This is a genomic window from Pseudoflavonifractor phocaeensis (genome assembly GCF_016901955.1).
GTDB lineage: Bacteria > Bacillota > Clostridia > Oscillospirales > Oscillospiraceae > Flavonifractor > Flavonifractor phocaeensis_A.
The window spans coordinates 1-20544 of sequence record NZ_JACJLC010000022.1 but is presented as its reverse complement, the minus strand read 5'-3'; the positions used below and the strand labels follow the sequence as shown (position 1 = coordinate 20544).

Below are 20544 nucleotides of genomic sequence, written 5' to 3'. Positions count from 1 at the left end.
GAGGATGAAAGAACATGGCTAAGAAAAGAACCCCCGAGGAGGGGGCGAAGAAGGTCAACAACCCCAACGTCATGGGCCTGCGGCCCGAGGTGCTGGAGCAGCCCATCACCCAGACCCTGGAGCTCAACTACATGCCCTACGCCATGAGCGTCATCGTCTCCCGTGCCATCCCGGAGATCGACGGCTTCAAGCCCTCCCACCGGAAGCTGCTGTACACCATGTACCAGATGCACCTGCTGGGCGGCAGCCGCACCAAGAGCGCCAACGTGGTGGGCCAGACCATGAAGCTCAACCCCCACGGCGACGCCGCCATCTACGACACCATGGTGCGCCTCTCCCGGGGCTATGGCGCCCTGCTCCACCCCCTGGTGGACTCCAAGGGCAACTTCGGCAAGGTATACTCCCGGGACATGGCCTGGGCGGCCAGCCGGTACACCGAGGTGCGGCTGGACCCCATCTGCGCCGAGCTCTTCCGGGATATCGACCAGGACACGGTGGACTTTGTGGACAACTACGACGGCTCCATGAAGGAGCCCACCCTGCTGCCCACCACCTTCCCCAACGTGCTGGTGAGCGCCAACCAGGGCATCGCCGTGGGTATGGCCTCCAACCTGTGCGGGTTCAACCTGGGGGAGGTGTGCGACGTCACCGCCGCCTATCTGAAAAATCCCAAAATCAACCTGATGGAGCACCTGAAGGCCCCCGATTTCCCCACCGGCGGCCAGCTGCTGTACGACGAGAGCGCCCTGCGGCAGATCTATACCACCGGCCGGGGCTCCTTCCAGGTCCGGGCCCGGTGGCGGTATCTGAAAAGCGAGAACCTCATCGAGGTGTACGAGATCCCCTACACCACCACGGTGGAGGCCATCATGGACAAGGTGGCCGAGCTGATCAAGGCGGGGAAGATCAAGGAAATCGCCGACATGCGGGATGAGACCGACCTGAACGGCCTGAAGATCACCATTGACCTCAAGCGGGGTACCGATCCGGACAAGCTGATGGCCAAGCTCTTCAAATCCACCACCCTCCAGGACGCCTGCTCCTGCAACTTCAACATCCTCATCGCCGGCATGCCCAAGGTCATGGGCATCGGGGAGATCCTGGAGGAGTGGACCGGCTGGCGAATGGACGGGGTGCGCCGCCGGACCTACTATGTGATGAAAAAGAAGCAGGAGAAGCTCCATCTGCTGAAGGGGCTGAAAAAGATCCTGCTGGATATCGACCGGGCCATCAAGATCATCCGGGAAACCGAGGAGGACGCCGAGGTGGTGCCCAACCTGATGATCGGCTTCGGCATCGACAACATTCAGGCGGAATATGTGGCCGACATCAAGCTGCGCAACATCAACAAGGAGTATATCTTAAAGCGCATCGAGGAGGTGGCCGGGCTGGAGGAGGAGATCGCCGACCTTCAGGACCTGGTCAACAACCCCGGCCGGATCAAGAAGCTCATCATTTCCGAACTGGCGGCGGTGAAGAAGAAGTACGCCGTCCCCCGGCGCACCGAGATCGTCTACGACTACCAGCCCGCCGGCGCTCTGGAGGAGGACGACGAGACCCCGGACTACCCGGTGCATGTGTTCTGCTCCCGGGAGGGATACTTCAAAAAGATCACCCCCCAGTCCCTGCGGATGAGCAGCGAGCAGAAGTATAAGGAGGGGGACGGCCCCTTCCTGTACTGGGAGGGGAGCAACCGGGACGAGCTGCTGGTGTTTACCGATAAGCAGCAGTGCTACAAGACCCGTCTCAGCGACTTTGACGACAGCAAGGCCAGCGTGCTGGGGGACTTCCTGGCCACCAAGCTGGTCATGGATCCCGGCGAGAGCTTTGTGTGGGCCTGCCTCACCAGCGACTACACCGGCAGCCTGCTGTTCTTCTTTGAAAACGGCAAGGCCGCCCGGGTGGAGCTGTCCGCCTACCAGACCCAGACCCGGCGGAAGAAGCTGACGGGAGCCTACTCCGACAAGTCCCCCCTGGCGGGGGCCCTCCACATTAAGGAGGATCTGGAGGCGGCGGCGATCTCCACCGAGGGCCGCTGTCTGGTGTTCCACACCGCCCTGCTCTCCCCCAAGACCACCCGCTCCACCCAGGGAGTCAACGTGATGACCCTGAAGCCCAAGTGGAAGGCGGAGCGGATCCTTCCCCTGGGGGAGACCCACATCGTCAACGCGGCCCGGTACCGGGCCCGGTCCCTGCCGGCGGCGGGGGCCCTGCTGAAGGAGGAGGACCGGGGGGAGGAGCAGCTCACCCTGCTGGACTGACCCAAAGCCCAACAGAATTTGGAGTGTGTTATGAAAAACCTGTTGAAACAGCACCTGGTACCCTATTTGTGGATCACCCTGGCCTCGGCGGTGTACGCCGTGGGCTTCAACTGGTGCTACGAGCCCAACCAGATCGGCTTCGGCGGAATCACCGGCCTGGGCCAGATCATCAACTACCTGCTGCCCTGGGCCCCCATTGGTACGGTGGTCATCATCCTCAACGTACCCCTCTTTATTCTGGGGTGGAAGTTCCTGGGGGGGCATATCCTGATCTCCTCCCTCTACGCCATGTTTATTTCCTCGGTGTTCATTGACGTGCTCCACCTGCTCTATCAGTTCAAGCCCATGGACCCCATGCTGGCCTGCATCTTCGGGGGAGTGCTGATGGGGGGCTCCCTGGGCGTCGTGTTCCTCCAGGGGGCCACTACCGGGGGTACCGATCTGGTGGCCCGGCTGCTCAAGCTGCGCTTTGCCTGGCTGCCTATGGGCAAGATCCTGCTGGGGGTGGACCTGTCGGTGATCCTGGCGGTGGCGGCGGTGTTCGGCAACCTGAGCTCCGCCCTGTACGGCATCGTGGCCCTCTACCTGTCCTCCTTCGTGATGGACAAGGTGCTCTACGGCCTGGACAACGCCAAGGTGGCCTATATCATCAGCGATTCCTACGAGGCCATCACCCAGGCCCTCATCCACGACATCGACCGGGGGGTCACCATCCTCCACGGCCAGGGCGCCTGGACCGGGGCGGAGAAAAAGGTGCTGATGGTGGCCTTCAAGCAGAAGCAGATCGTGGAGATCAAGCGGATGGTCAACGGCATCGACCCCAATGCCTTCCTGGTGGTGTGCGACGCCCACGAGGTGCTGGGAGACGGCTTCCGGGCCTATCAGGAAAACGATATCTGAGCCATGACAGACAGAAAGAAAGGAAGGATCGGTATGGCGGATTTCACCAAAGTGAAGGAAAACCTGGAGAAGCGGGGCTTTGACGTGACCTGCTTTGCCACCAGGGAGGAGGCGGCGGACTATCTGGCCGGCAGGCTGGCGGGCAGGACGGTGGGCCACGGGGGCTCGGTGACCCTCCAGGAGCTGGGCCTGCTGGACAAGCTGGCGGGCCGGGCCACGGTGGTCAGCCACTGGAACGGCCACACCCATGCCGAGGCGGCCGCCGCCCCGGTGTACCTGTCCTCGGTGAACGGCCTGGCGGAGACCGGGGAGATCATCAACATCGACGGCACCTGTAACCGGGTGGCCTCCACCGTGTTCGGCCATGAGGAGGTCTACTTTGTGGTGGGGCGCAATAAGCTGGCTCCCGATTACGAGGGCGCCCTGTGGCGGGCCCGGAACATTGCCTCCCCCAAGAACGCCCAGCGGCTCAAGCGCAAGACGCCCTGCGCCGCCAAGGGGGACAAGTGCTATGACTGCAACAGCCCCGAGCGGATCTGCCGGGCCCTGGTGGTGCTGTGGGAGAAGCCCAACGGCGTGGGCCGGTGTGAAGTGGTGCTGGTGGACCAGGATCTGGGCTATTGAGTGTTGAAGGGAGGGACAGCCTGTGAAACGATCCATATTGGCTCTGGCCCTGTGCCTGGTGCTGCCGCTGTCAGGCTGTACCTCCCTGTCCGGCTCCATGTATACCGTGGTGGAGCCCCACGTGGAGCAGCCAGTGCTGGGAGAGGATTCGTCCACCATCAAAGCCGGGACCTACTCTGAGCTGGTAAACGGAGTGCTGTTCTTTGTGTCCCAGGGTATTGAGGAGGGGACCATCCAGCTCACCGACTACACCGGCGACGTGGAGGAGGATTTGAACCGGGCCTGTCTGGAGGTGGCCACGGACGACCCTCTGGGGGCCTATGCCGTGGACTTTATCAAAAACGAGTATACCACCATCATCACCACCTATGAGGCTACCATCACCATCGCTTATCGCCGCAGCCAGGAGCAGATGAACAGCCTGATTAACATTACCGGCACCAGTGCCATTGAGACCGAGGTGGCCCAGGCCCTGGCTGCCTTCCAGACCGAGCTGGCCATGCGGGTGGGCTACTTTACCGGAGACGAGGACACGGTGCTCGGGCAGCTGCGGCGGGCCTATTACGAGGACCCCGCCGCCGCCCTGGGGATGCCCCAGTGCACGGTGAATCTCTACCCCGACTCCGGCACCCAGCGGATCGTGGAGCTGCTGCTCACCTATCCCCAGGAGCCCGCCGTCCTCCAGCGCCGCAGCCAGCAGCTGCGGGAGAAGGCGGACGAGCTGGTGGAGCCGGTGGGGCAGCAGATCGACAGCCGCCAGCTCTCCCTGCTGCTGGAGCTGCTGCTCGGCGCGGTGAAGGTGGATCCCCAGGGAGGCGTCACCGCCTGGGACGCCCTGCTGGGAGAGGGGGCCAACCATGAGGGCCTGGCCCTGGCCTTTCAGCTGCTGTGCGACGCGCTGGAGCTGGACTGCGCCCTGGTGGAGGGCACTCTGGAGGGCGAGACGCACTTCTGGAACCAGGTTACCTACAGCGGAGCCGCCCGGTTTGTGGATCTGAGCCGCAGCCTTACCCAGCTCTGGACCCCGGCTCAGCTTGCCGAACTGGGCTACCAGTGGGAGGAGCAGGAGACTGGCTGACCAACAGCGAAAAATTTAAAAAAACCCTTGACAGCGGCGGGACGTGCTGCTATAATAACCACCGTCGCTTGCAGGTGTAGCTCATCTGGTAGAGCGCCACCTTGCCAAGGTGGAGGTAGCGAGTTCGAGCCTCGTCACCTGCTCCAGAAAAAAGAGACAGGACATAAGTCCTGTCTCTTTTTTTGATGATGTATGGGAAAATTTAGAATTTTCTTCTGGCGTGTACCGGGGGCCGCACTGTGACCGGCGGGCGGGTCTGGGACCCGCCCCTACGGCAAAATCGCAGTCGGTTCCCGTTCACCCACCGGTTCCCGCACCCGTCCGCCTTTGTTCAGGCCAGGAAAAATCCCGCCGCCGTCACGGCCACCATGGCAAAGATAGCCGCCGACAGGGCCAGCTCCAGAGCCAGGCCCAGGCTCCACCGCCGGGTGGGGACGGGCGCCTCCTGGGTCCCCTCCTCCGGCACCGTCTGGGGTTCCTCCAGCGCCTTCCGACAGGCCTCGAAATCCAGCACCTTGCCGGCCTTCCGATGGCACCGGGGCAGGACGGTACAGTAGGCCTGTCCCTGGCCGCCGCTGGCCTGCTTCCGCAGTCCGTTCCGCAGAACGACCCTGGCCTCGTCCAGTGTGAGATACATGGTTTCCATACCGTTTCCTCCTTTGTTCCGGTGTCTGGGGTCTGTGATGGCTTGTACCTATGAGACGCACCAGTGCCGGAAAAAGTTCCCGTCTGCCTGACTGAAACTTTTGTTCGATGAAAGTATACAACATATGTTCGAGAAACGCAAGAGGAAAGTAGGACCCGCCCTTGGAAAGCCGGCGGGGAAAGTCCCTGCTATGGGACAGGACTTGTCACCGGGGGCCAGGTCTGGTATACTGGGCCAAATGGTTTTTTTGAGAGGAGAACTGTTACCGTGAAGGCGAACAATATTACTCTGATCGGTATGCCCGGCTCGGGCAAGAGTACCGTGGGGGTACTGCTGGCCAAGACCCTGGGCTACCGTTTTTTGGATACCGACCTGCTGATCCAGCAGCGGGAGGAGGCCCTGCTCCAGGACATTCTGGACAAGCTGGGGGTGGAGGGCTTTCTGGACGTGGAGGAGGCCGCCATCGCCGGCCTGGACTGCGAGGACACGGTGGTGGCCCCCGGCGGCAGCGCCGTGTGCCGGGCGGGCGCCATTGGCCGCCTGAAGGAATTGGGCAAGGTGGTTTACCTCCACGTGCCCCTGGCGGAGCTGGAGCGCCGGGTGAGCAACATCACCACCCGGGGCATCGCCATGGAGCCCGGCCAGACCCTGGCCGACGTGTACGCCATCCGGGAGCCCCTGTACCGGAAGTACGCCGATCTGACGGTAGACGTTATGGAAAAGAGCTCTCTGGAGGAGACGGTGGCGGCGGTGGTGGCCTGCCTCCGATAGGTCGCCCGTTGTTTCCCTTGTATTTTCTGAAAAAGGTGCTATACTATAGCATAACGAATTTTTTGCACGAAATGCCCGCCGGCTGGCCGGCGGGCTTCGTTATGTTTTTCCTGCCGCCGCGCGGCAGCTGATACTTTTTGCCGCCCCCGGCGCGGAAGGGGCGGCCCAGGAAAGGAACGAACCACATGACATTCCAGGAGCTGGGCCTGAAAGGGCCCATTCTGAAGGCGCTGGCCCAGCAGGGCTATGAGCGCCCCTCTCCCATCCAGGAGAAGGCCATCCCCCCGGCGCTGGCGGGGAAGGACGTGCTGGGCTGCGCCCAAACCGGCACCGGCAAGACCTGCGCCTTCGCCGCCCCCATTCTCCAGCGTCTGGCCGCCCGGCAGGTGAAGGGCCGGCCCATTCGGGCCCTCATCCTCACCCCCACCCGGGAGCTGGCCCTCCAGATCCAGGAGAGCTTCCAGGCCTACGGAAGGCATCTCCCCCTCCGCTCTGCCGTCATCTTTGGCGGGGTGGGTCAGAACCCCCAGGTGGAGCAGTTGAAAAAAGGGGTGGACATCCTGGTGGCCACGCCCGGCCGGCTGGGGGACCTGTACAACCAGAAATTCGTAGACCTGTCCCGGCTGGAGATCTTCGTGCTGGACGAGGCCGACCGGATGCTGGACATGGGCTTCATCCACGACGTCCGCCGCATTCTGGGCTGGCTGCCCAAGAAAAAGCAGACCCTGTTCTTTTCGGCCACCATGCCCCCGGAGGTACAGGGCCTGGTGGACTCTCTGCTGGTGGACCCGGTGAAGGTGGCGGTGGATCCGGTATCCTCTCCGGTGGAGGTTATCCAGCAGAGCCTGTACTACGTGGACCGGGGCAACAAATCCAAGCTGCTGGCCTCCCTTATCTTTGAGCTGGGAGTGAAGAACGCCCTGGTATTTACCCGTACCAAGCACGGGGCCAACAAGGTGGCCGGGGACCTGGGCAAGGCCGGGATCTCCGCCGCCGCCATCCACGGCAACAAGAGCCAGACCGCCCGGCAGCAGGCTCTGGCCGACTTCAAGAGCGGAAAGGTCCAAGTGCTGGTGGCCACCGATATCGCCGCCCGTGGGCTGGACATCGAGGAGCTCTCCCATGTGTTCAACTACAACCTGCCCGATGTGCCCGAGACCTACGTCCACCGCATCGGCCGCACCGGCCGGGCGGGCCACGGGGGCACCGCCATCTCCTTCTGCGACGCCAACGAGAAGGAGGAGCTGAAGGCCATCCACAAGCTGCTGGGCCGGCCTATCCCGGTGGTGGAGGGCCACCCCTGGCCCATGGAGATCTTCGAGCCCCTGCCCAAGGACAAGAAGGGCCGGGTCATCAATCCCGAGGACGCGGAGGCCCGGGCGGCGGCCAAGGAGAAGCGCCGCCAGCGGGACGCCGCCAACAAGGCGGCCGCCCAGGCCAAAAAGGAGGCCAGGGCCGCCCCGGCGGAGCCGGCCCCCGTCCTGCCGGAGAAGAAGAAGTCCAGGCGGGGGGTGCGCAACAGCGCCACCCTGGAGGAGGCCCTGACGGCCACCGCCCCCGCCCATCCCGCCATGCCCGAGCCGGAGTTCACCGACTTCCGCCGGCCCGACCCCTTCGCCAGCGACACCATCATGGACGCCACCGCCCGGCTGCTGGCGCCTCGGAAACTGAGCCGCCAGCCGGAGCGGGAGCAGCGGCGGGAGAAGAACCTGCCGGGAAAGGAGCGGAAGCCGGAAAAGCCCAACCGGAAGGAGCGCCGGGGCCAGGACAAGCCCCAGCCGGCCCCCTCCTCGGTCCCCGCCCCCCTGAACGGGCGGAAAAAGCGGGGAGGCAGCCGGGGCCGGGGGAGCCGTCCCCCGGAGGTCACCATCCGCTCCAACGGCCAGAAGGACTCCACCGAGCAGCCCAGCCTGATGAAGCCCTATTACCTCAGTGACGACTGAGCCGGGGCGAGGTCGGCCTGCAACTTTTTCAGACAGCCCTCACTTACCAATTTGACAGTATCCCGGACCCGGAGCGGAATGCCGCTCCGGGTCCGCTGTTTTTGCCAGTTCCAGCCCCGGATAAGGGGAGCGGACAATGGTAAGATGCACAAAAATAATTTTTTGTCAAAAAATTAACAAAAAATATGTCTGGCAAAAAATATAGACTCAGTGCGAAAAAACGACAAATTTCTCAGACTTATGGAGATAAAAATTGTATATATCAAGCTGAAAAAAAGGAAGGAAAAAAACTAAACTGGCAATTTTAAACTTGAAATCTTAGGTCAATTGAAGTATCATAATTGATAACATCGATCAGATTGTTTTCAACGGTTATTCCCTGGGAAGAGAGAGGGCGACTGTTAAGAGCAATGAGATGGGGAAAGGCGGTGAGAGTATGTCTCTGGAAGCGATCCAGCAGGTGACCCAGGCCGAGCAGACCAACCGGACCCGGAAGGCGGAGGCCCAGGCTGAGGCCAAGCGGCTGGTGACCGAGGCGGAGCGGGCGGGCAAGGCCCGTCTGGCGGAGGTCCAGGCCCAGGCGGAAGCCCAGGTGCGGGGCTTTATGAAGCAGGCCGAGGACCAGGCGGCCAAGCATGCGTCGGAGGTCACGGCGCAGACTCAGAAGGCCTGTGACGCACTGCGGGCCAAGGCGGAGGGCCGGCTGGCCGACGCCGCTGCCAGCATCGTGAGAAGGGTAGTGAAGAACTGATGTCCATTGTGAAAATGAAGCGGCTGCGGCTCATCGGTATGCTGGACCAGCGTCCGGACATGCTGCGCCGGCTTCAGCATCTGGGCTGCGTGGAGATCGACGAGCCCGGGGACCGGTCGGACGATCCCCAATGGGCCAGCCTGACGCGGCCGGACACCGGGGCGCTGAACGAGGCCAGGGACGCCCGTTCCAGCGTGGAGAACGCCCTGAAAACCCTGAAAAAGTACGGGCCCAAACAGAAGGGCGGACTTCTGACCCCCAGACCGGTGATCACCGAGGGGGAGCTCTTTGACGACGGCGCCTATCAGACCGGCCTGGCCGACGCCGGGCGGCTGGTGGAGCTGGACCGGAAGATCTCCACTCTGTACGCCGAGCAGAACAAGCTGAGAACCCAAAAGCTGGCGTTGGCGCCCTGGCTGACGCTGGATATCCCCCTGGAGACCGCCTCCACCCCCGACGTGGCCGTGTACTTCGGCACCGTGGCGGCGTCCACCGACCTGGACGCCATGGAGGGGGCCCTGAGGGCCGTCACCGATCTGTATGAGCTCATGCGGGCGGGGGCGGACAATGAACTGAAGTATGTGGTGTTCCTCTGCCACCGCAGTGTGGAGGAGGGCTGCCAGGAGGTGCTGAAGGAGTACGGCTTTTCCCGCTCCGCCCTCCGGGGCTGGACAGGCACCGCAGCGGAGAACGACCGCCAGCTGGACGCTCAGCTGGCTGCCGCCGCCAGGGAGCTGGAGACCACCATTGCCCAGGTGGGCTCCTTTGCCCCCCGGAAGGGAGCCCTGGAGCAGTGCCTGGACCGGGCCGAGCAGGAGATCGCCCGGGAGGAGGCCCGCTGCCGCCTGATGGACAGCGCCGCCGCCTTCTTCCTGGAGGGCTGGGTCCCCGTCCCCGACGAGGACAAGCTGGCCGGGATGCTGCAGGAGTACACCTGCTGCTGGGAGACCCAGGACCCGGCGCCCGAGGACTACCCGGTGGTGCCGGTGAAGCTGAAGAACAACAGGCTCACCGAGCCTCTGACCACCATCACCACCATGTATTCCCTGCCCGCCTATGACGGCGTGGACCCCAACGGGCTGATGATGCCCTTCTATGTGTTCTTCTTCGGGTTCATGTTTGCCGATCTGGGCTACGGCCTGATTTTGGCGGGGGCCTGCGCCTTCATCAACCACAAGACCCACCCCAAGGGAGGCTTCGGCCAGCTGATCCGGCTGATGATCATGTGCGGCATTTCCTCTGCCGTCATCGGCTTCTTCACCGGCGGGTTCTTCTCCGACTTTTTGGCCCAGTTCACCAGTATGCTGGGCCTGTCCCAGCCGGTGATCCCCTTCCTGTCGGTGCCCGACGGGGTGACGGGCGTGCCCGGTCCCCTGCTCAACGTGATGGGGGACCCCATGACCGTGCTGGTCTTCGCGCTGGCGGTGGGCTTTGTCCAGATCGTGGTGGGCATGATCGTGAAGTTCTGGATGCTCTGCCGGGACGGCCAGGTGGTGGACGCCATCCTGGACATCGGTACCTGGTGGGTTATCTTCGCGGGCATCGGCCTGTTTGCCCTGGGTGTGGGCAATGTGGCGGGCTATCCGGTGGTGCTCATCATCGGCTGCCTGATGCTGCTGGGCCAGGGCCGCACGGCCAAGGGCTTCGGCAAGGTGACCGCCATCATCGGCGCGGTGTACAACGGCGTGACGGGCTATTTCGGAGATATCCTCTCCTACTCCCGTCTGATGGTCATGATGCTGGCCGGCTCCGTGATCGGCCAGGTGTTCAATATCCTGGGCGCCATGCCCGGTGGCGGACTGCCTCCGGCCATTGGCATCCCCATTTTCTTTGTGATCTTTATCATCGGCCACGCCTTCAACATCGGCCTGAATGTGATCGGCACCTACGTCCACACATCCCGTCTGCAATATCTGGAATTCTTCAAGCAGTTCTATAAAGAGGGCGGACGCCCCTGGCGGCCCCTGAACATTGAGACTAAGTACGTCGATATTAAGGAGGAACACTAACATGACATTCGGTGAATTTCTGACCCAGTACGCTGGTGCGTTCTTTGGTTTCCTGGGCGCCGCTCTGGCCGCCGGCCTGGCCTGCGTAGGCTCCGCGAAAGGTACCGGCCTGGCCGGTGAGGCGGGCGCCGGCCTGCTGGCCGAGGACCCCTCTCAGTTCTCCAAGTGCATGATCCTGCAGGTCATCCCCGGCACCCAGGGCCTGTACGGCCTGGTCATCGGCTTTTTGGCCCTGATGAAGATGGGCCTGTTCAGCGGCACCGTGGGTGAGCTGACCATCGCCCAGGGCCTCATCGTCCTGGCCGCCTGCATCCCCATGGCCCTCGGCGGCCTGCTCTCCGGCATCGCCCAGGGCCGCGTGGCCGCCGCCTCCATCAACATCGTGGCCAAGAACCCCAACGACTGGTCCAAGGGCATGGTGCTGTGTATCATCGTCGAGTTCTACGCCATCCTGTCCCTGCTGATCTCCTTCCTGATGATCATGTTCGGCTTCTAAGCTGAGAGGTAGACTATGGACGGAATTGAAAAAATCACCGGGCGGATCGCCGCCGACGGCGCCCAGGAGGCCCAGGCCATCCTGGACGAGGCCCGGGCCCAGGCGGAGGCCATCACCGCCCGCTATGAGGCCCAGGCCCAGCGGGAGAGCGAGGAGATCCTCGCCCGGGGCCGGCGCAACGCCGACGAGCGGGTGGAGCGGCTGGCCAGCGTGGCCCAGCTGGACGCCCGCAAGCTGGAGCTGGCCGCCAAGCAGGAGATGCTCTCCAAGGCCTACGACCTGGCCCTGGAGCAGCTGGTGAACCTGCCCGACAAGGAGTATGTGAAGCTGCTGGCCGACCTGGCCGTCAAGGCTTCCGTCACCGGCAAGGAGGCGGTCATCTTCTCCCAGAAGGACCGCACCCGCTACGGCAAGCAGGTGGTCACCCAGGCCAACGAGCGCCTGAAGGACGGACACCTGACCATGTCCGAGCAGTCCCGGCCCATCCAGGGAGGGCTCATCCTCAGCGACGGGGACGTGGAGGTCAACTGCACCTTCGAGACTCTGGTGCGCCTCCAGCGGGGCGAGATGGACCGCGAGGTGGCCAAGGTGCTCTTCGACTGATGCGCTCCTTGCAAGTAAGGAGGCAACATTTTGGCTAAGATCAAAGATACCGATTATCTCAGCATATCCGCCCGCATCCGGGCCATGGAGAACCGTCTCCTTACCCGGGAGCGGATGGAGCGGATGCTGGACGCCCGCAGCGACGAGGAGGCCGTCAAGGTCTTGTCCGAGTGCGGCTACGGGGAGCTGGACGGCCTGACCAACGCCGGACTGGACCAGATGCTCTCCGCCGCCCGGGGCGCCCTGTATAAGGATCTGAAGGGTGCCGTGCCCGACCCCCGGCTGGTAGAGGTGTTCCAGCTGAAGTACGACTACCACAACGCCAAGACCCTCATCAAGGCCGCCGCTGTGGGAACCGACCCCGACCGGCTGCTGATGGAGGGCGGACGGTGGACCGCCGCCCAGATCAAGGAGGCCTACCACCGGGACAGCCTGCGGGACTTTACCGATACCTTCCGCCAGGCTATCGTCCAGGCCCGGGAGCTGCTCAATGCGGGCAACGACCCCCAGCTGGCTGACTTCATTCTGGACCGGGCCTATTTCGCCGAGATGGGGCAGCTTGCCAGGGAGACGGGCAGCGATTTCCTCCAGGGCTACGTAAAGCTGTTCATTGACGCCACCAACCTGCGTTCCGCCGTCCGGGCGGCCCGCATGGGCAAGGGGGGCGACTTCCTCAACCAGGTGCTGCTGCCCGGGGGCAACGTGGAGCCCCACGTCTATACCTCCGGTAAGGGCTCCGACCTGGCCGCCCTGTTCCGGGCGGGCCCCCTGGGCGAGGCCGCCAACCTGGGCAGCACTCTCACCGCCCCCGGCAGCGGGGAGCTCACAGCCTTCGAGCGGGCCTGTGACAACGCGGTGATGGGTTATCTGGCCCAGGCCCGGCGGATCCCCTTTGGGGAGCAGGCGGTGATCGGCTACCTGTACGCCAGGGAAAGCGAATTTACCGCCATCCGCACCATCCTGTCCGGCCGTATGGCGGGGCTGGAGGGCGACACCATCCGGGAAAGGTTGCGTGAAGCCTATGTCTAAATATCGTATCGCCGTGCTGGGAGACAAGGACAGCGTGTTGGGCTTCAAGGCTCTGGGGCTGGACGTCTACCCGGCGGAGGACGTGGAGGAGGCCAAGCGCACCCTTCACCAGCTGGCCAAGGAAAATGTGGCGGTGATCTACCTTACCGAGCAGTATGCCGCCGGCATGGCGGCCGAGGTGGCCCGGTACAAGGACGAGCTTACCCCCGCCATCATTCTCATCCCCGGCAAGGACGGCTCCCTGGGCATTGGAATGGCCAACGTCAAGAGCGCCGTGGAGCGGGCCGTGGGTGCGGATATCCTGTAACAAAGCCGGGATGGCTGCCATGTATGGCGGCCCCGCGGCAGGCCTTTTGTATTGCGGAATGTAGGGCCGCCATATCTGGCGGCCGCCATCCCGCTCTGATTTCAAATTCAAACCTGAAAGAAGGTTAGAGTATTTTGAGCGGAAAAATTGTGAAAGTCTCCGGTCCGCTTGTGGTGGCCACCGGCCTGGCTGACGCCAATATGGCCGACGTGGTCCGGGTGGGCGAGCAGCGCCTCATCGGTGAGATCCTCACCATGAACGGTGACGCCGCCTCCATCCAGGTGTACGAGGAGACCTCCGGCCTGGGCCCCGGCGCCGTGGTGGAGACCACCGGCGCCCCCATGTCCGTGGAGCTGGGCCCCGGCATCATTGAGAACATCTACGACGGTATCCAGCGCCCCCTGGAGGGCATCATGAAGAAGGCGGGCTCCAACAACCTGCCCCGCGGCGTGGAGGTCCCCGCCCTGGACCGGGACAAGAAGTGGCAGTTCAACGCCACCGCCAAGAAGGGTGACAAGGTCATCGGCGGCGACGTGATCGGCACCGTCCAGGAGACCAGCGTGGTGCTCCACAAGATCATGATCCCCCCCACCATGAGCGGCACCATCGAGTCCATCCAGTCCGGTGAGTTCACCGTGCTGGACACCGTGGCCGTGCTGGTGGACGACAAGGGGGAGAAGCACAACCTGACCATGGTGCAGAAGTGGCCCGTCCGTGTGGGCCGCCCCTACAAGCATAAGTATCCCCCTCGCACCCCCCTGCTGTCCGGTCAGCGCATCGTGGACGCCATGTTCCCCGTGGCCAAGGGCGGCACCGCCGCTATCCCCGGCCCCTTCGGCTCCGGCAAGACCGTCATGCAGCACCAGCTGGCCAAGTGGTCCGACGTGGACATCGTGGTCTACATCGGCTGCGGCGAGCGTGGCAACGAGATGACCGACGTGCTGCGGGAGTTCCCTGAGCTGGTGGACCCCCGGACCGGCGAGTCCCTGATGAAGCGGACCGTGCTGATCGCCAACACCTCCGATATGCCCGTGGCCGCCCGTGAGGCCTCCATCTACACCGGCATCACCATCGCCGAGTACTTCCGCGACATGGGCTACCATGTGGCCGTCATCGCCGACTCCACCTCCCGCTGGGCCGAGGCTCTGCGTGAGATGTCCGGCCGTCTGGAAGAGATGCCCGGCGAGGAAGGCTACCCCGCCTACCTGTCCTCCCGTCTGGCCCAGTTCTACGAGCGGGCCGGCATGGTGGAGTGCATCGGCTCCGACGAGGACCGCCGGGGCTCCCTGACCGCCGTAGGCGCTGTTTCCCCGCCCGGCGGCGACCTGTCCGAGCCCGTGTCCCAGGCCACCATGCGTATCGTCAAGGTGTTCTGGGCTCTGGACGCCTCCCTGGCCTACCGCCGTCACTTCCCCGCCATCAACTGGCTGAACTCCTACTCCCTGTACCTGGACTCCCTGAAGCCCTGGTACGATGAGAACCTGGGGCCCCAGTTCATGGTCAACCGTGACAAGTCCATGTCCATCCTCCAGGAGGAGGCCAGCCTGAACGAGATCGTGCAGCTGGTTGGTAAGGACTCCCTGTCTGCCGGCGACCAGCTCACCCTGGAGACCGCCAAGATGCTCCGCGAGGACTTCCTCCAGCAGAACGGCTTCATGGAGGTGGACTGGTACTCCAGCTACGAGCGCCAGGACAAGATGATCCAGATGATCCTGGACTACGACAAGCTCTGCCGGGCCGCCATCGAGAAGGGCGCCCCCGTGTCCGAGCTGTTCAATATCCCCTTCCGTGAGAAGATGGGCCGTGCCAAGAGCGTGCCCGACGACCAGTTCAAGACGGTCTACGCCGACATGGCCCGGGAAATGGAAGAGGAGATCGAGGCCATTGCGGCCAAGGGAGGTGCTGAGGCATGATCCGTGAATATCGTACCATTCAGGAGATCAACGGCCCCCTGATGGTGGTCCGGAAGGTGTCCGGCGTCACCTACGACGAGCTGGCCGAGATCCAGCTGTCCGATGGCTCCATCCGCCGCTGCAAGGTGCTGGAGGTCAACGGCGACAACGCCGTGGTCCAGCTCTTCGAGTCCTCCGCCGGCATCAACCTGAAGGACTCCAAGGTCCGCTTCCTGGGCCATCCCCTGCAGCTGCCCGTGTCCGGCGACATGCTGGGCCGGGTGTTCAACGGCATGGGCCGTCCCATCGACGGCGGCCCCGAGATCATGGCCGACGAGTACCGGGACATCAACGGCCTGCCCATGAACCCCGCCGCCCGTGACTACCCCAACGAGTTCATTCAGACCGGTATTTCCACCATTGACGGTCTGAATACCCTGGTCCGCGGCCAGAAGCTGCCCATTTTCTCCGGCTCCGGTCTGCCCCATGCCGCTCTGGCCGCTCAGATCGCCCGTCAGGCCAAGGTGCTGGGTGACGACGCATCGAACTTTGCCGTGGTGTTTGCCGCCATCGGCATCACCTTCGAGGAGTCCGACTTCTTCGTCCAGGAGTTCCGCCGCACCGGCGCCATCGACCGTACCGTGCTCTTCACCAACCTGGCCAACGACCCCGCCGTCGAGCGTATCGCCACCCCCCGTATGGCCCTCACCGCCGCCGAGTACCTGGCCTTTGAGAAGGACATGCACGTGCTGGTCATTCTCACCGATATCACCAACTACGCCGAGGCCCTCCGCGAGGTGTCCGCGGCCAAGAAGGAAGTCCCCGGCCGCCGTGGCTACCCCGGCTACCTGTACACCGACCTTGCCACCATGTACGAGCGGGCCGGCCGTCAGCTGGGCAAGAAGGGCTCCATCACCATGATTCCCATTCTGACCATGCCCGAGGACGACAAGACCCACCCCATCCCCGACCTGACCGGCTATATCACCGAGGGCCAGATCATCCTGTCCCGTGAGCTGTACCGCAAGGGCGTGAATCCCCCGGTGGACGTGCTGCCCTCCCTGTCCCGTCTGAAGGATAAGGGCGTGGGCGTGGGCAAGACCCGGGAGGACCACGCCGGCACCATGAACCAGCTCTTCGCCGCTTATTCTACCGGTAAGGAGAACAAGGAGCTGATGAGCATCCTGGGCGAGGCCGCCCTGTCTCCCACCGATCTGCAGTACGCCAAATTTGCCGACGAGTTTGAGAAGCGCTATGTCTCCCAGGGCGTGGACGAGAACCGCTCCGTCATCGAGACCCTGGACCTGGGCTGGGATCTGCTGAGCCTGCTGCCCAAGGCCGAGCTGAAGCGTATCAAGCCGGAGTATATCGAGAAATACCTCCCGAAAAAGGAGGGATAAATCATGCCGGCCATTAACGTAAACCCCACCCGGCAGGAGCTCACCCGGCTGAAGGGCCGGCTCAAGACCTCCATCCGGGGCCACAAGCTGCTCAAGGACAAGCGGGACGAGCTGATGAAGCAGTTCATGGACGTGGTGCGGGAGAACCGGGCCCTGCGGAAAAAGGTGGAGGAGGGGCTGATGCGCGCCCACGGCTCCTTCACCGTGGCCTCCGCCCTCATGTCCACCGAGATGCTGGAGCAGTCCCTCATGTACCCCAAGCAGGCGGTGGAGCTGGACATGACCTTCCAGAACATCATGAGCGTCAACGTGCCCATGTACCACTTCAAGACCAAGAGCGAGGACGCCGGGGAGATCTACCCCTACGGCTTTGCCGCCACCTCCGGTGAGCTGGACGGCGCCGTGGACGCCCTGTCCGGGGTCTTTCAGGACATGCTGAAGCTGGCCGAGATCGAAAAGACCTCCCAGCTGCTGGCGGAGGAGATCGAAAAGACCCGCCGCCGGGTCAACGCCCTGGAGTATGTAAAGATCCCGCAGATGCAGGAGGCCATCAAGTATATCTCCATGAAGCTGGACGAGAACGAGCGGTCCAACACCATCCGCCTGATGAAGGTGAAGGACATGCTGCTGAAGGAAGCCATCGAGGAGCGTCAGGAAGAGGACGCCCGCGTGGTGGAGGCCTTTGGCGAATCCGGCGACGCCTCTGTGTAAGCCGTCCCTCCACTGTCAACCAAAGAAAAAAGAGTCTGCCGCGCGGCAGACTCTTTTTTTGCTCCGCCGCCGCAGGGAACCGACGGCGGAAGTGGTGCTGTATGGGGGTCACGGCTCCTCCTCCCGGGGCAGGGAGGAGTTGCAAAAGGCGTTTTTCAGCAGCTGGATGCTTGCGGACAGCAGCTGGTCTCCCTGGGGGAAGACCTCTGAGGTCAGGCCGGTGTGGCTGGCGTTGAGCAGGCCGTTGAGAAAGACCAGAAGGCAGAAGGCAGCCATATCACTGGGGATCTGGAGGCGCTGGCCCTTCTGTGCCAAACAGGCGTCCAGCAGCTGCTGGGTAAGGTGGAGTACCTCCAGCCCGGCTTCAAACTTGGTCCGGGCGGTGTGCTCCAGGGAGGTGCCGGTGTAGTGGTCCTGAAGCGGAGCCTTTTTCTGAACCATGGTCTGGAAAAAGGCGGGGTGAGTGCGGGCAAAGTCCGCATAGGCCTGGAAGAAGGCGTCCAGCCTTGCCTCTGGGTCGGTGTGGGCGGCCACAGCCTGCCGCAGATCGTCCAGCAGCAGCCGGTAACCCTCGATGATCACCGACAGATATACCTCATCTTTATTGACAAAGTAGAGGTAGATCTTGGTGGCGGAGGCGCCGATCTGTTGTCCCAGTCTACGCATGGTCAGGCCCTGGTAACCGTCGGTGGCCAGGATCTCCAGGGCGGCGTCCAGGATGCGGGCTCGTTCCGCAGCCTTTTCGGCAGGTGTCTTTTCCTTTGGGGGCATAATAACACCTTCTTTGCTGTCATTTTCCCTGCCTTTATTGTACCAAATGCCGAAATTAGAATCAATAGTTTACCGGAATTCCCGGGGGAATATTTCGGAAAAAGGTATGGATATCCCAGGGAAAATGTGATAAGCTGTAACCCGATACCGGTTGAGGAAAAGGAGGCCTATTGTGAAGCTGGACTATAACAAGCTGCTGGAGCTGGTCAGCGAGATGGGGTTCCGCCTCATGTTCAGCGGGGCCGAGATCTACCGGGTAGAGGAATCGGTGAGCCGGCTGTTAAAGGCCTATGGAGCCGAGCGGGGGGAAGTATTTGCCATCCCCAACTGCATCATCGTCAGCCTCACCTCCCCCCAGGGGGAACCCATGACCCAGATCCGCCGGATGCCCAGCCACGGTACCGATATTTATTTGCTGGAAAAATACAACGATCTGTGCCGCCGTATGTGCCGGGAGACGCCCTCCTTTGACCAGGCCTTCGCCCAGATGGAGGAAATCCGCCGCACCCACAAGGTCTACTCCCTGCCCGTCCAGCTGCTGGCCTATTTCCTGGGCTGCGGTATGTTTTCCCTGTTTTACGGAGGCTCGGTGTGGGACGGGATCTGCGGTGGACTGTGCGGGGTGGTGATCGGCCTGTGTCTGGCCATTACCTCCGTACTGGGGGCCAACCTGTTCTTCAAGACCATTGCCGCCGGAGCCGCTTCCGCCCTGGTGGCCATGCTGCTTACCGCCGCGGGGCTGGGACAAAATACCCAGGCCATCATCATCGGCGCCCTGATGGCCCTGGTGCCCGGCATCGCCTTTACCAATGCCATGCGGGACATTATGGCTGGAGACATGGTGGCCGGCATCAGCAAGGCCGCCGAAGCGCTGCTCATCGGCGCGGCCATTGCCATGGGCACCGCCCTTCCTCTGGGGGTGGCCCGGATGCTGATGGGAGGGTGACATGGATACGCTGAGCTATTATCTGCCCTGTTTTTACGCTTTCCTTGCCTGTATCGGCTTTTCCATGCTGTTTAACATCCACGGAGTGGGGATGCTCATCTGCGCGGGCGGCGGTTTTCTGGGGTGGCTGGTCTACCTGCTGACCGCCCCCATGGTACACAGCGAGATCATCCAGTCCCTGTTTGCCGCCGTGGCCATCTCCGCCTGGTCGGAGATTATGGCCCGGCTGCGCAAGTGTCCCGTCACCAGCTATCTGCTGGTTGCCCTCTTCCCTCTGGTGCCCGGCGGCGGCATCTATTATACCATGGAGCACGCCATGAGCGGCGACTCCGCCCTCTTCCTGGACTCCCTGCTCCATACCCTGGGCCTGGCGGGGGCCCTGGCGGTTGGGGTGCTGCTGGTGTCCTCCCTGGCCAGGGTAGTGACCAACTATCAAAACTGCCGTCTGCATGTGCCGGGAGGAAAGCGAAAATGAGACGATATGACTTCGTGCTGTTCGACGCGGACAACACGCTGTTTGACTTCGACCGGGCGGAGCATACCGCCCTGGCCCTGGCACTGGAGGAGTTTTCCATCCCCTGTACCCTCCAGACTGAGGCGCTCTACCTGTCCATCAACGGAGAACTGTGGGCCCGGTTGGGCCGGGGAGAGGTGGAGCAGGAGTGGCTGGTGGTGGAGCGGTTTGCCGCCCTCTGCCGCGCGCTGGGGGCGGAGGCCGACCCCGCCGCCCTCAACCGCCGCTATCTGGAGCGGCTGGGGGAGCAGGCCTTCCTGCTGCCCGGCGCCCTGGAGGTGTGTACCGCGCTGGCCCCCCGCTGCACCCTGGCCATCATCACCAACGGCATGGCGGTGGCCCAGCGGGGCCGATTGGCCCGGTCTCCTCTGGCAGGGCTGATTGACCGCCTGTTTATCTCCCAGGAGCTGGGAGCTACCAAGCCCAGCCCCGCCTTCTTCCGGCCGGTGTTCGACGCCCTGGGGATCACCGATCCCGCCAGGGTGCTGGTGGTGGGGGATAACCTGTCCACCGACATTGGCGGCGGAGCGGCCATGGGGACGGATACCGCCTGGTACAATCCGGCGGGCCGGCCGCGCACCGGAGAGATCGTCCCCACCTGGCAGGTGACCCGGCTGGAAGAGCTGCTTCCCCTGGTGTTGCCCAAGGCCTGATCCTATCCTTCCACAGAGGTGTTTCTCTTGTCACGATCCCTGTATGACCGTGTGACCGGCCAGCCGAGAGGGCCCCGGTGGCGGGTTCCCCTTATTCTGGCGGCTACTGTTTTCTGCCTGGGGCTGCTGGTGATCCCTTCTCTGGGCCGGGGCCCGTCGGAGGGCGGCCCCACCGTGGCGGCCACCGCTGCCGCTACCCCTTCGCCCACGCCCTTGCCCACGCCATCACCCACCCCGAC

At 63.3% G+C, this 20544-nt stretch carries 20 protein-coding genes, 1 tRNA gene and 1 pseudogene; 20 read left to right on the top strand and 2 right to left on the bottom strand.

Features of this window, described 5'->3' with window-relative positions; translation table 11 throughout:
• Positions 1-14: 14 nt before the first annotated feature.
• From H6B51_RS07085 to H6B51_RS07065, 5 genes are all read left to right on the top strand, one after another.
• Positions 15-2261 carry a DNA gyrase/topoisomerase IV subunit A gene (locus tag H6B51_RS07085; RefSeq protein ID WP_204883012.1) on the top strand — a complete coding sequence of 749 codons (2247 nt, stop codon included), beginning with the start codon at positions 15-17 and terminating at the stop codon, positions 2259-2261.
• A gap of 30 nt (positions 2262-2291) precedes the next feature.
• Positions 2292-3161 (top strand): YitT family protein, encoded by an 870-nt coding sequence (locus tag H6B51_RS07080; protein WP_204883011.1) that lies wholly within the window; start codon positions 2292-2294, stop codon positions 3159-3161.
• A 33-nt stretch (positions 3162-3194) separates the two neighbouring features.
• Positions 3195-3785, top strand: coding sequence for a lactate utilization protein (locus H6B51_RS07075; protein WP_204883010.1), 591 nt, complete (start codon positions 3195-3197; stop codon positions 3783-3785).
• Positions 3786-3807: 22 nt separating this feature from the next.
• Positions 3808-4863 (top strand): hypothetical protein, encoded by a 1056-nt coding sequence (locus tag H6B51_RS07070; protein WP_204883009.1) that lies wholly within the window; start codon positions 3808-3810, stop codon positions 4861-4863.
• 70 nt (positions 4864-4933) lie between these two features.
• Positions 4934-5009, top strand: a tRNA-Gly gene (locus H6B51_RS07065).
• Positions 5010-5194: 185 nt separating this feature from the next.
• Here H6B51_RS07065 and H6B51_RS07060 read toward each other — a convergent pair.
• Positions 5195-5509, bottom strand: coding sequence for a hypothetical protein (locus tag H6B51_RS07060; RefSeq protein ID WP_204883008.1), 315 nt, complete (start codon positions 5507-5509; stop codon positions 5195-5197).
• A 267-nt stretch (positions 5510-5776) separates the two neighbouring features.
• Here H6B51_RS07060 and H6B51_RS07055 point away from each other — a divergent pair, with 267 nt between their 5' ends.
• From H6B51_RS07055 to H6B51_RS07005, 11 genes are all read left to right on the top strand, one after another.
• The gene (locus H6B51_RS07055) at positions 5777-6280 is read left to right on the top strand and encodes a shikimate kinase (RefSeq protein WP_335342121.1); all 504 of its coding nucleotides are present in this window, start codon (positions 5777-5779) and stop codon (positions 6278-6280) included.
• Positions 6281-6465: 185 nt separating this feature from the next.
• Positions 6466-8223: a DEAD/DEAH box helicase gene (locus H6B51_RS07050; RefSeq protein ID WP_204883007.1), complete on the top strand. Its 1758-nt coding sequence runs from the start codon at positions 6466-6468 to the stop codon at positions 8221-8223.
• Between the two features lie 436 nt (positions 8224-8659).
• Positions 8660-8974 (top strand): hypothetical protein, encoded by a 315-nt coding sequence (locus H6B51_RS07045; RefSeq protein WP_243421178.1) that lies wholly within the window; start codon positions 8660-8662, stop codon positions 8972-8974.
• Entirely contained in the window at positions 8974-10983 is a 2010-nt protein-coding gene (locus H6B51_RS07040; RefSeq protein WP_204883006.1) for a V-type ATP synthase subunit I, read from the top strand. Before H6B51_RS07045 ends, H6B51_RS07040 begins: the two co-directional genes overlap by 1 nt.
• Before the next feature lies 1 nt (position 10984).
• Positions 10985-11479 carry a V-type ATP synthase subunit K gene (locus H6B51_RS07035; RefSeq protein WP_087189193.1) on the top strand — a complete coding sequence of 165 codons (495 nt, stop codon included), beginning with the start codon at positions 10985-10987 and terminating at the stop codon, positions 11477-11479.
• Positions 11480-11494: 15 nt separating this feature from the next.
• Positions 11495-12082, top strand: coding sequence for a V-type ATP synthase subunit E (locus H6B51_RS07030; protein ID WP_204883005.1), 588 nt, complete (start codon positions 11495-11497; stop codon positions 12080-12082).
• 30 nt (positions 12083-12112) lie between these two features.
• Positions 12113-13111 (top strand): V-type ATPase subunit, encoded by a 999-nt coding sequence (locus tag H6B51_RS07025; RefSeq protein WP_204883004.1) that lies wholly within the window; start codon positions 12113-12115, stop codon positions 13109-13111.
• Positions 13104-13418, top strand: a complete 315-nt coding sequence (locus H6B51_RS07020) for a V-type ATP synthase subunit F (protein WP_204883003.1) — start codon at positions 13104-13106, stop codon at positions 13416-13418. The genes H6B51_RS07025 and H6B51_RS07020 overlap by 8 nt, the downstream gene beginning before the upstream one ends.
• 131 nt (positions 13419-13549) lie before the next feature.
• Positions 13550-15331 (top strand): V-type ATP synthase subunit A, encoded by a 1782-nt coding sequence (locus H6B51_RS07015; RefSeq protein WP_204883035.1) that lies wholly within the window; start codon positions 13550-13552, stop codon positions 15329-15331.
• A complete protein-coding gene (locus H6B51_RS07010; RefSeq protein WP_204883002.1) occupies positions 15328-16710 on the top strand; it encodes a V-type ATP synthase subunit B in 1383 nt (460 codons plus the stop codon). The genes H6B51_RS07015 and H6B51_RS07010 overlap by 4 nt, the downstream gene beginning before the upstream one ends.
• A 3-nt stretch (positions 16711-16713) precedes the next feature.
• Entirely contained in the window at positions 16714-17421 is a 708-nt protein-coding gene (locus H6B51_RS07005; RefSeq protein ID WP_204883001.1) for a V-type ATP synthase subunit D, read from the top strand.
• A 108-nt stretch (positions 17422-17529) separates the two neighbouring features.
• On the opposite strand, the gene H6B51_RS07000 is transcribed toward H6B51_RS07005, so the two are convergent.
• Positions 17530-18192 (bottom strand): TetR/AcrR family transcriptional regulator, encoded by a 663-nt coding sequence (locus H6B51_RS07000; protein WP_204883000.1) that lies wholly within the window; start codon positions 18190-18192, stop codon positions 17530-17532.
• 172 nt (positions 18193-18364) lie between these two features.
• Between H6B51_RS07000 and H6B51_RS06995 the strand changes: the two genes are divergently transcribed.
• The 4 genes and pseudogenes from H6B51_RS06995 to H6B51_RS06980 all read left to right on the top strand — a co-directional run.
• Complete coding sequence (locus tag H6B51_RS06995) at positions 18365-19138, top strand: threonine/serine exporter family protein (protein ID WP_335342120.1); 774 nt, start codon at positions 18365-18367, stop codon at positions 19136-19138.
• Between the two features lies 1 nt (position 19139).
• Positions 19140-19613, top strand: a complete 474-nt coding sequence (locus H6B51_RS06990; RefSeq protein ID WP_204882999.1) for a threonine/serine exporter family protein — start codon at positions 19140-19142, stop codon at positions 19611-19613.
• Positions 19610-20305, top strand: a complete 696-nt coding sequence (locus tag H6B51_RS06985; protein WP_204882998.1) for a YjjG family noncanonical pyrimidine nucleotidase — start codon at positions 19610-19612, stop codon at positions 20303-20305. The genes H6B51_RS06990 and H6B51_RS06985 overlap by 4 nt, the downstream gene beginning before the upstream one ends.
• Positions 20306-20332: 27 nt before the next feature.
• Positions 20333-20544, top strand: a pseudogene (locus H6B51_RS06980) (hypothetical protein); the annotation flags it as partial.

What these genes read in the sequence shown, in the direction of transcription:
- H6B51_RS07050 (WP_204883007.1), top strand. Translation starts at nt 6,466, where the DNA reads ATGACATTCCAGGAGCTGGGCCTGAAAGGGCCCATTCTGAAGGCGCTG.
- H6B51_RS07080 (WP_204883011.1), top strand. Translation starts at nt 2,292, where the DNA reads ATGAAAAACCTGTTGAAACAGCACCTGGTACCCTATTTGTGGATCACC.
- H6B51_RS07000 (WP_204883000.1), bottom strand. Translation starts at nt 18,192, where the DNA reads ATGCCCCCAAAGGAAAAGACACCTGCCGAAAAGGCTGCGGAACGAGCC.
- H6B51_RS07085 (WP_204883012.1), top strand. Translation starts at nt 15, where the DNA reads ATGGCTAAGAAAAGAACCCCCGAGGAGGGGGCGAAGAAGGTCAACAAC.
- H6B51_RS07045 (WP_243421178.1), top strand. Translation starts at nt 8,660, where the DNA reads ATGTCTCTGGAAGCGATCCAGCAGGTGACCCAGGCCGAGCAGACCAAC.
- H6B51_RS07020 (WP_204883003.1), top strand. Translation starts at nt 13,104, where the DNA reads ATGTCTAAATATCGTATCGCCGTGCTGGGAGACAAGGACAGCGTGTTG.
- H6B51_RS07010 (WP_204883002.1), top strand. Translation starts at nt 15,328, where the DNA reads ATGATCCGTGAATATCGTACCATTCAGGAGATCAACGGCCCCCTGATG.
- H6B51_RS07030 (WP_204883005.1), top strand. Translation starts at nt 11,495, where the DNA reads ATGGACGGAATTGAAAAAATCACCGGGCGGATCGCCGCCGACGGCGCC.
- H6B51_RS07005 (WP_204883001.1), top strand. Translation starts at nt 16,714, where the DNA reads ATGCCGGCCATTAACGTAAACCCCACCCGGCAGGAGCTCACCCGGCTG.
- H6B51_RS06985 (WP_204882998.1), top strand. Translation starts at nt 19,610, where the DNA reads ATGAGACGATATGACTTCGTGCTGTTCGACGCGGACAACACGCTGTTT.
- H6B51_RS07060 (WP_204883008.1), bottom strand. Translation starts at nt 5,509, where the DNA reads ATGGAAACCATGTATCTCACACTGGACGAGGCCAGGGTCGTTCTGCGG.
- H6B51_RS06990 (WP_204882999.1), top strand. Translation starts at nt 19,140, where the DNA reads ATGGATACGCTGAGCTATTATCTGCCCTGTTTTTACGCTTTCCTTGCC.
- H6B51_RS07040 (WP_204883006.1), top strand. Translation starts at nt 8,974, where the DNA reads ATGTCCATTGTGAAAATGAAGCGGCTGCGGCTCATCGGTATGCTGGAC.
- H6B51_RS07075 (WP_204883010.1), top strand. Translation starts at nt 3,195, where the DNA reads ATGGCGGATTTCACCAAAGTGAAGGAAAACCTGGAGAAGCGGGGCTTT.
- H6B51_RS07035 (WP_087189193.1), top strand. Translation starts at nt 10,985, where the DNA reads ATGACATTCGGTGAATTTCTGACCCAGTACGCTGGTGCGTTCTTTGGT.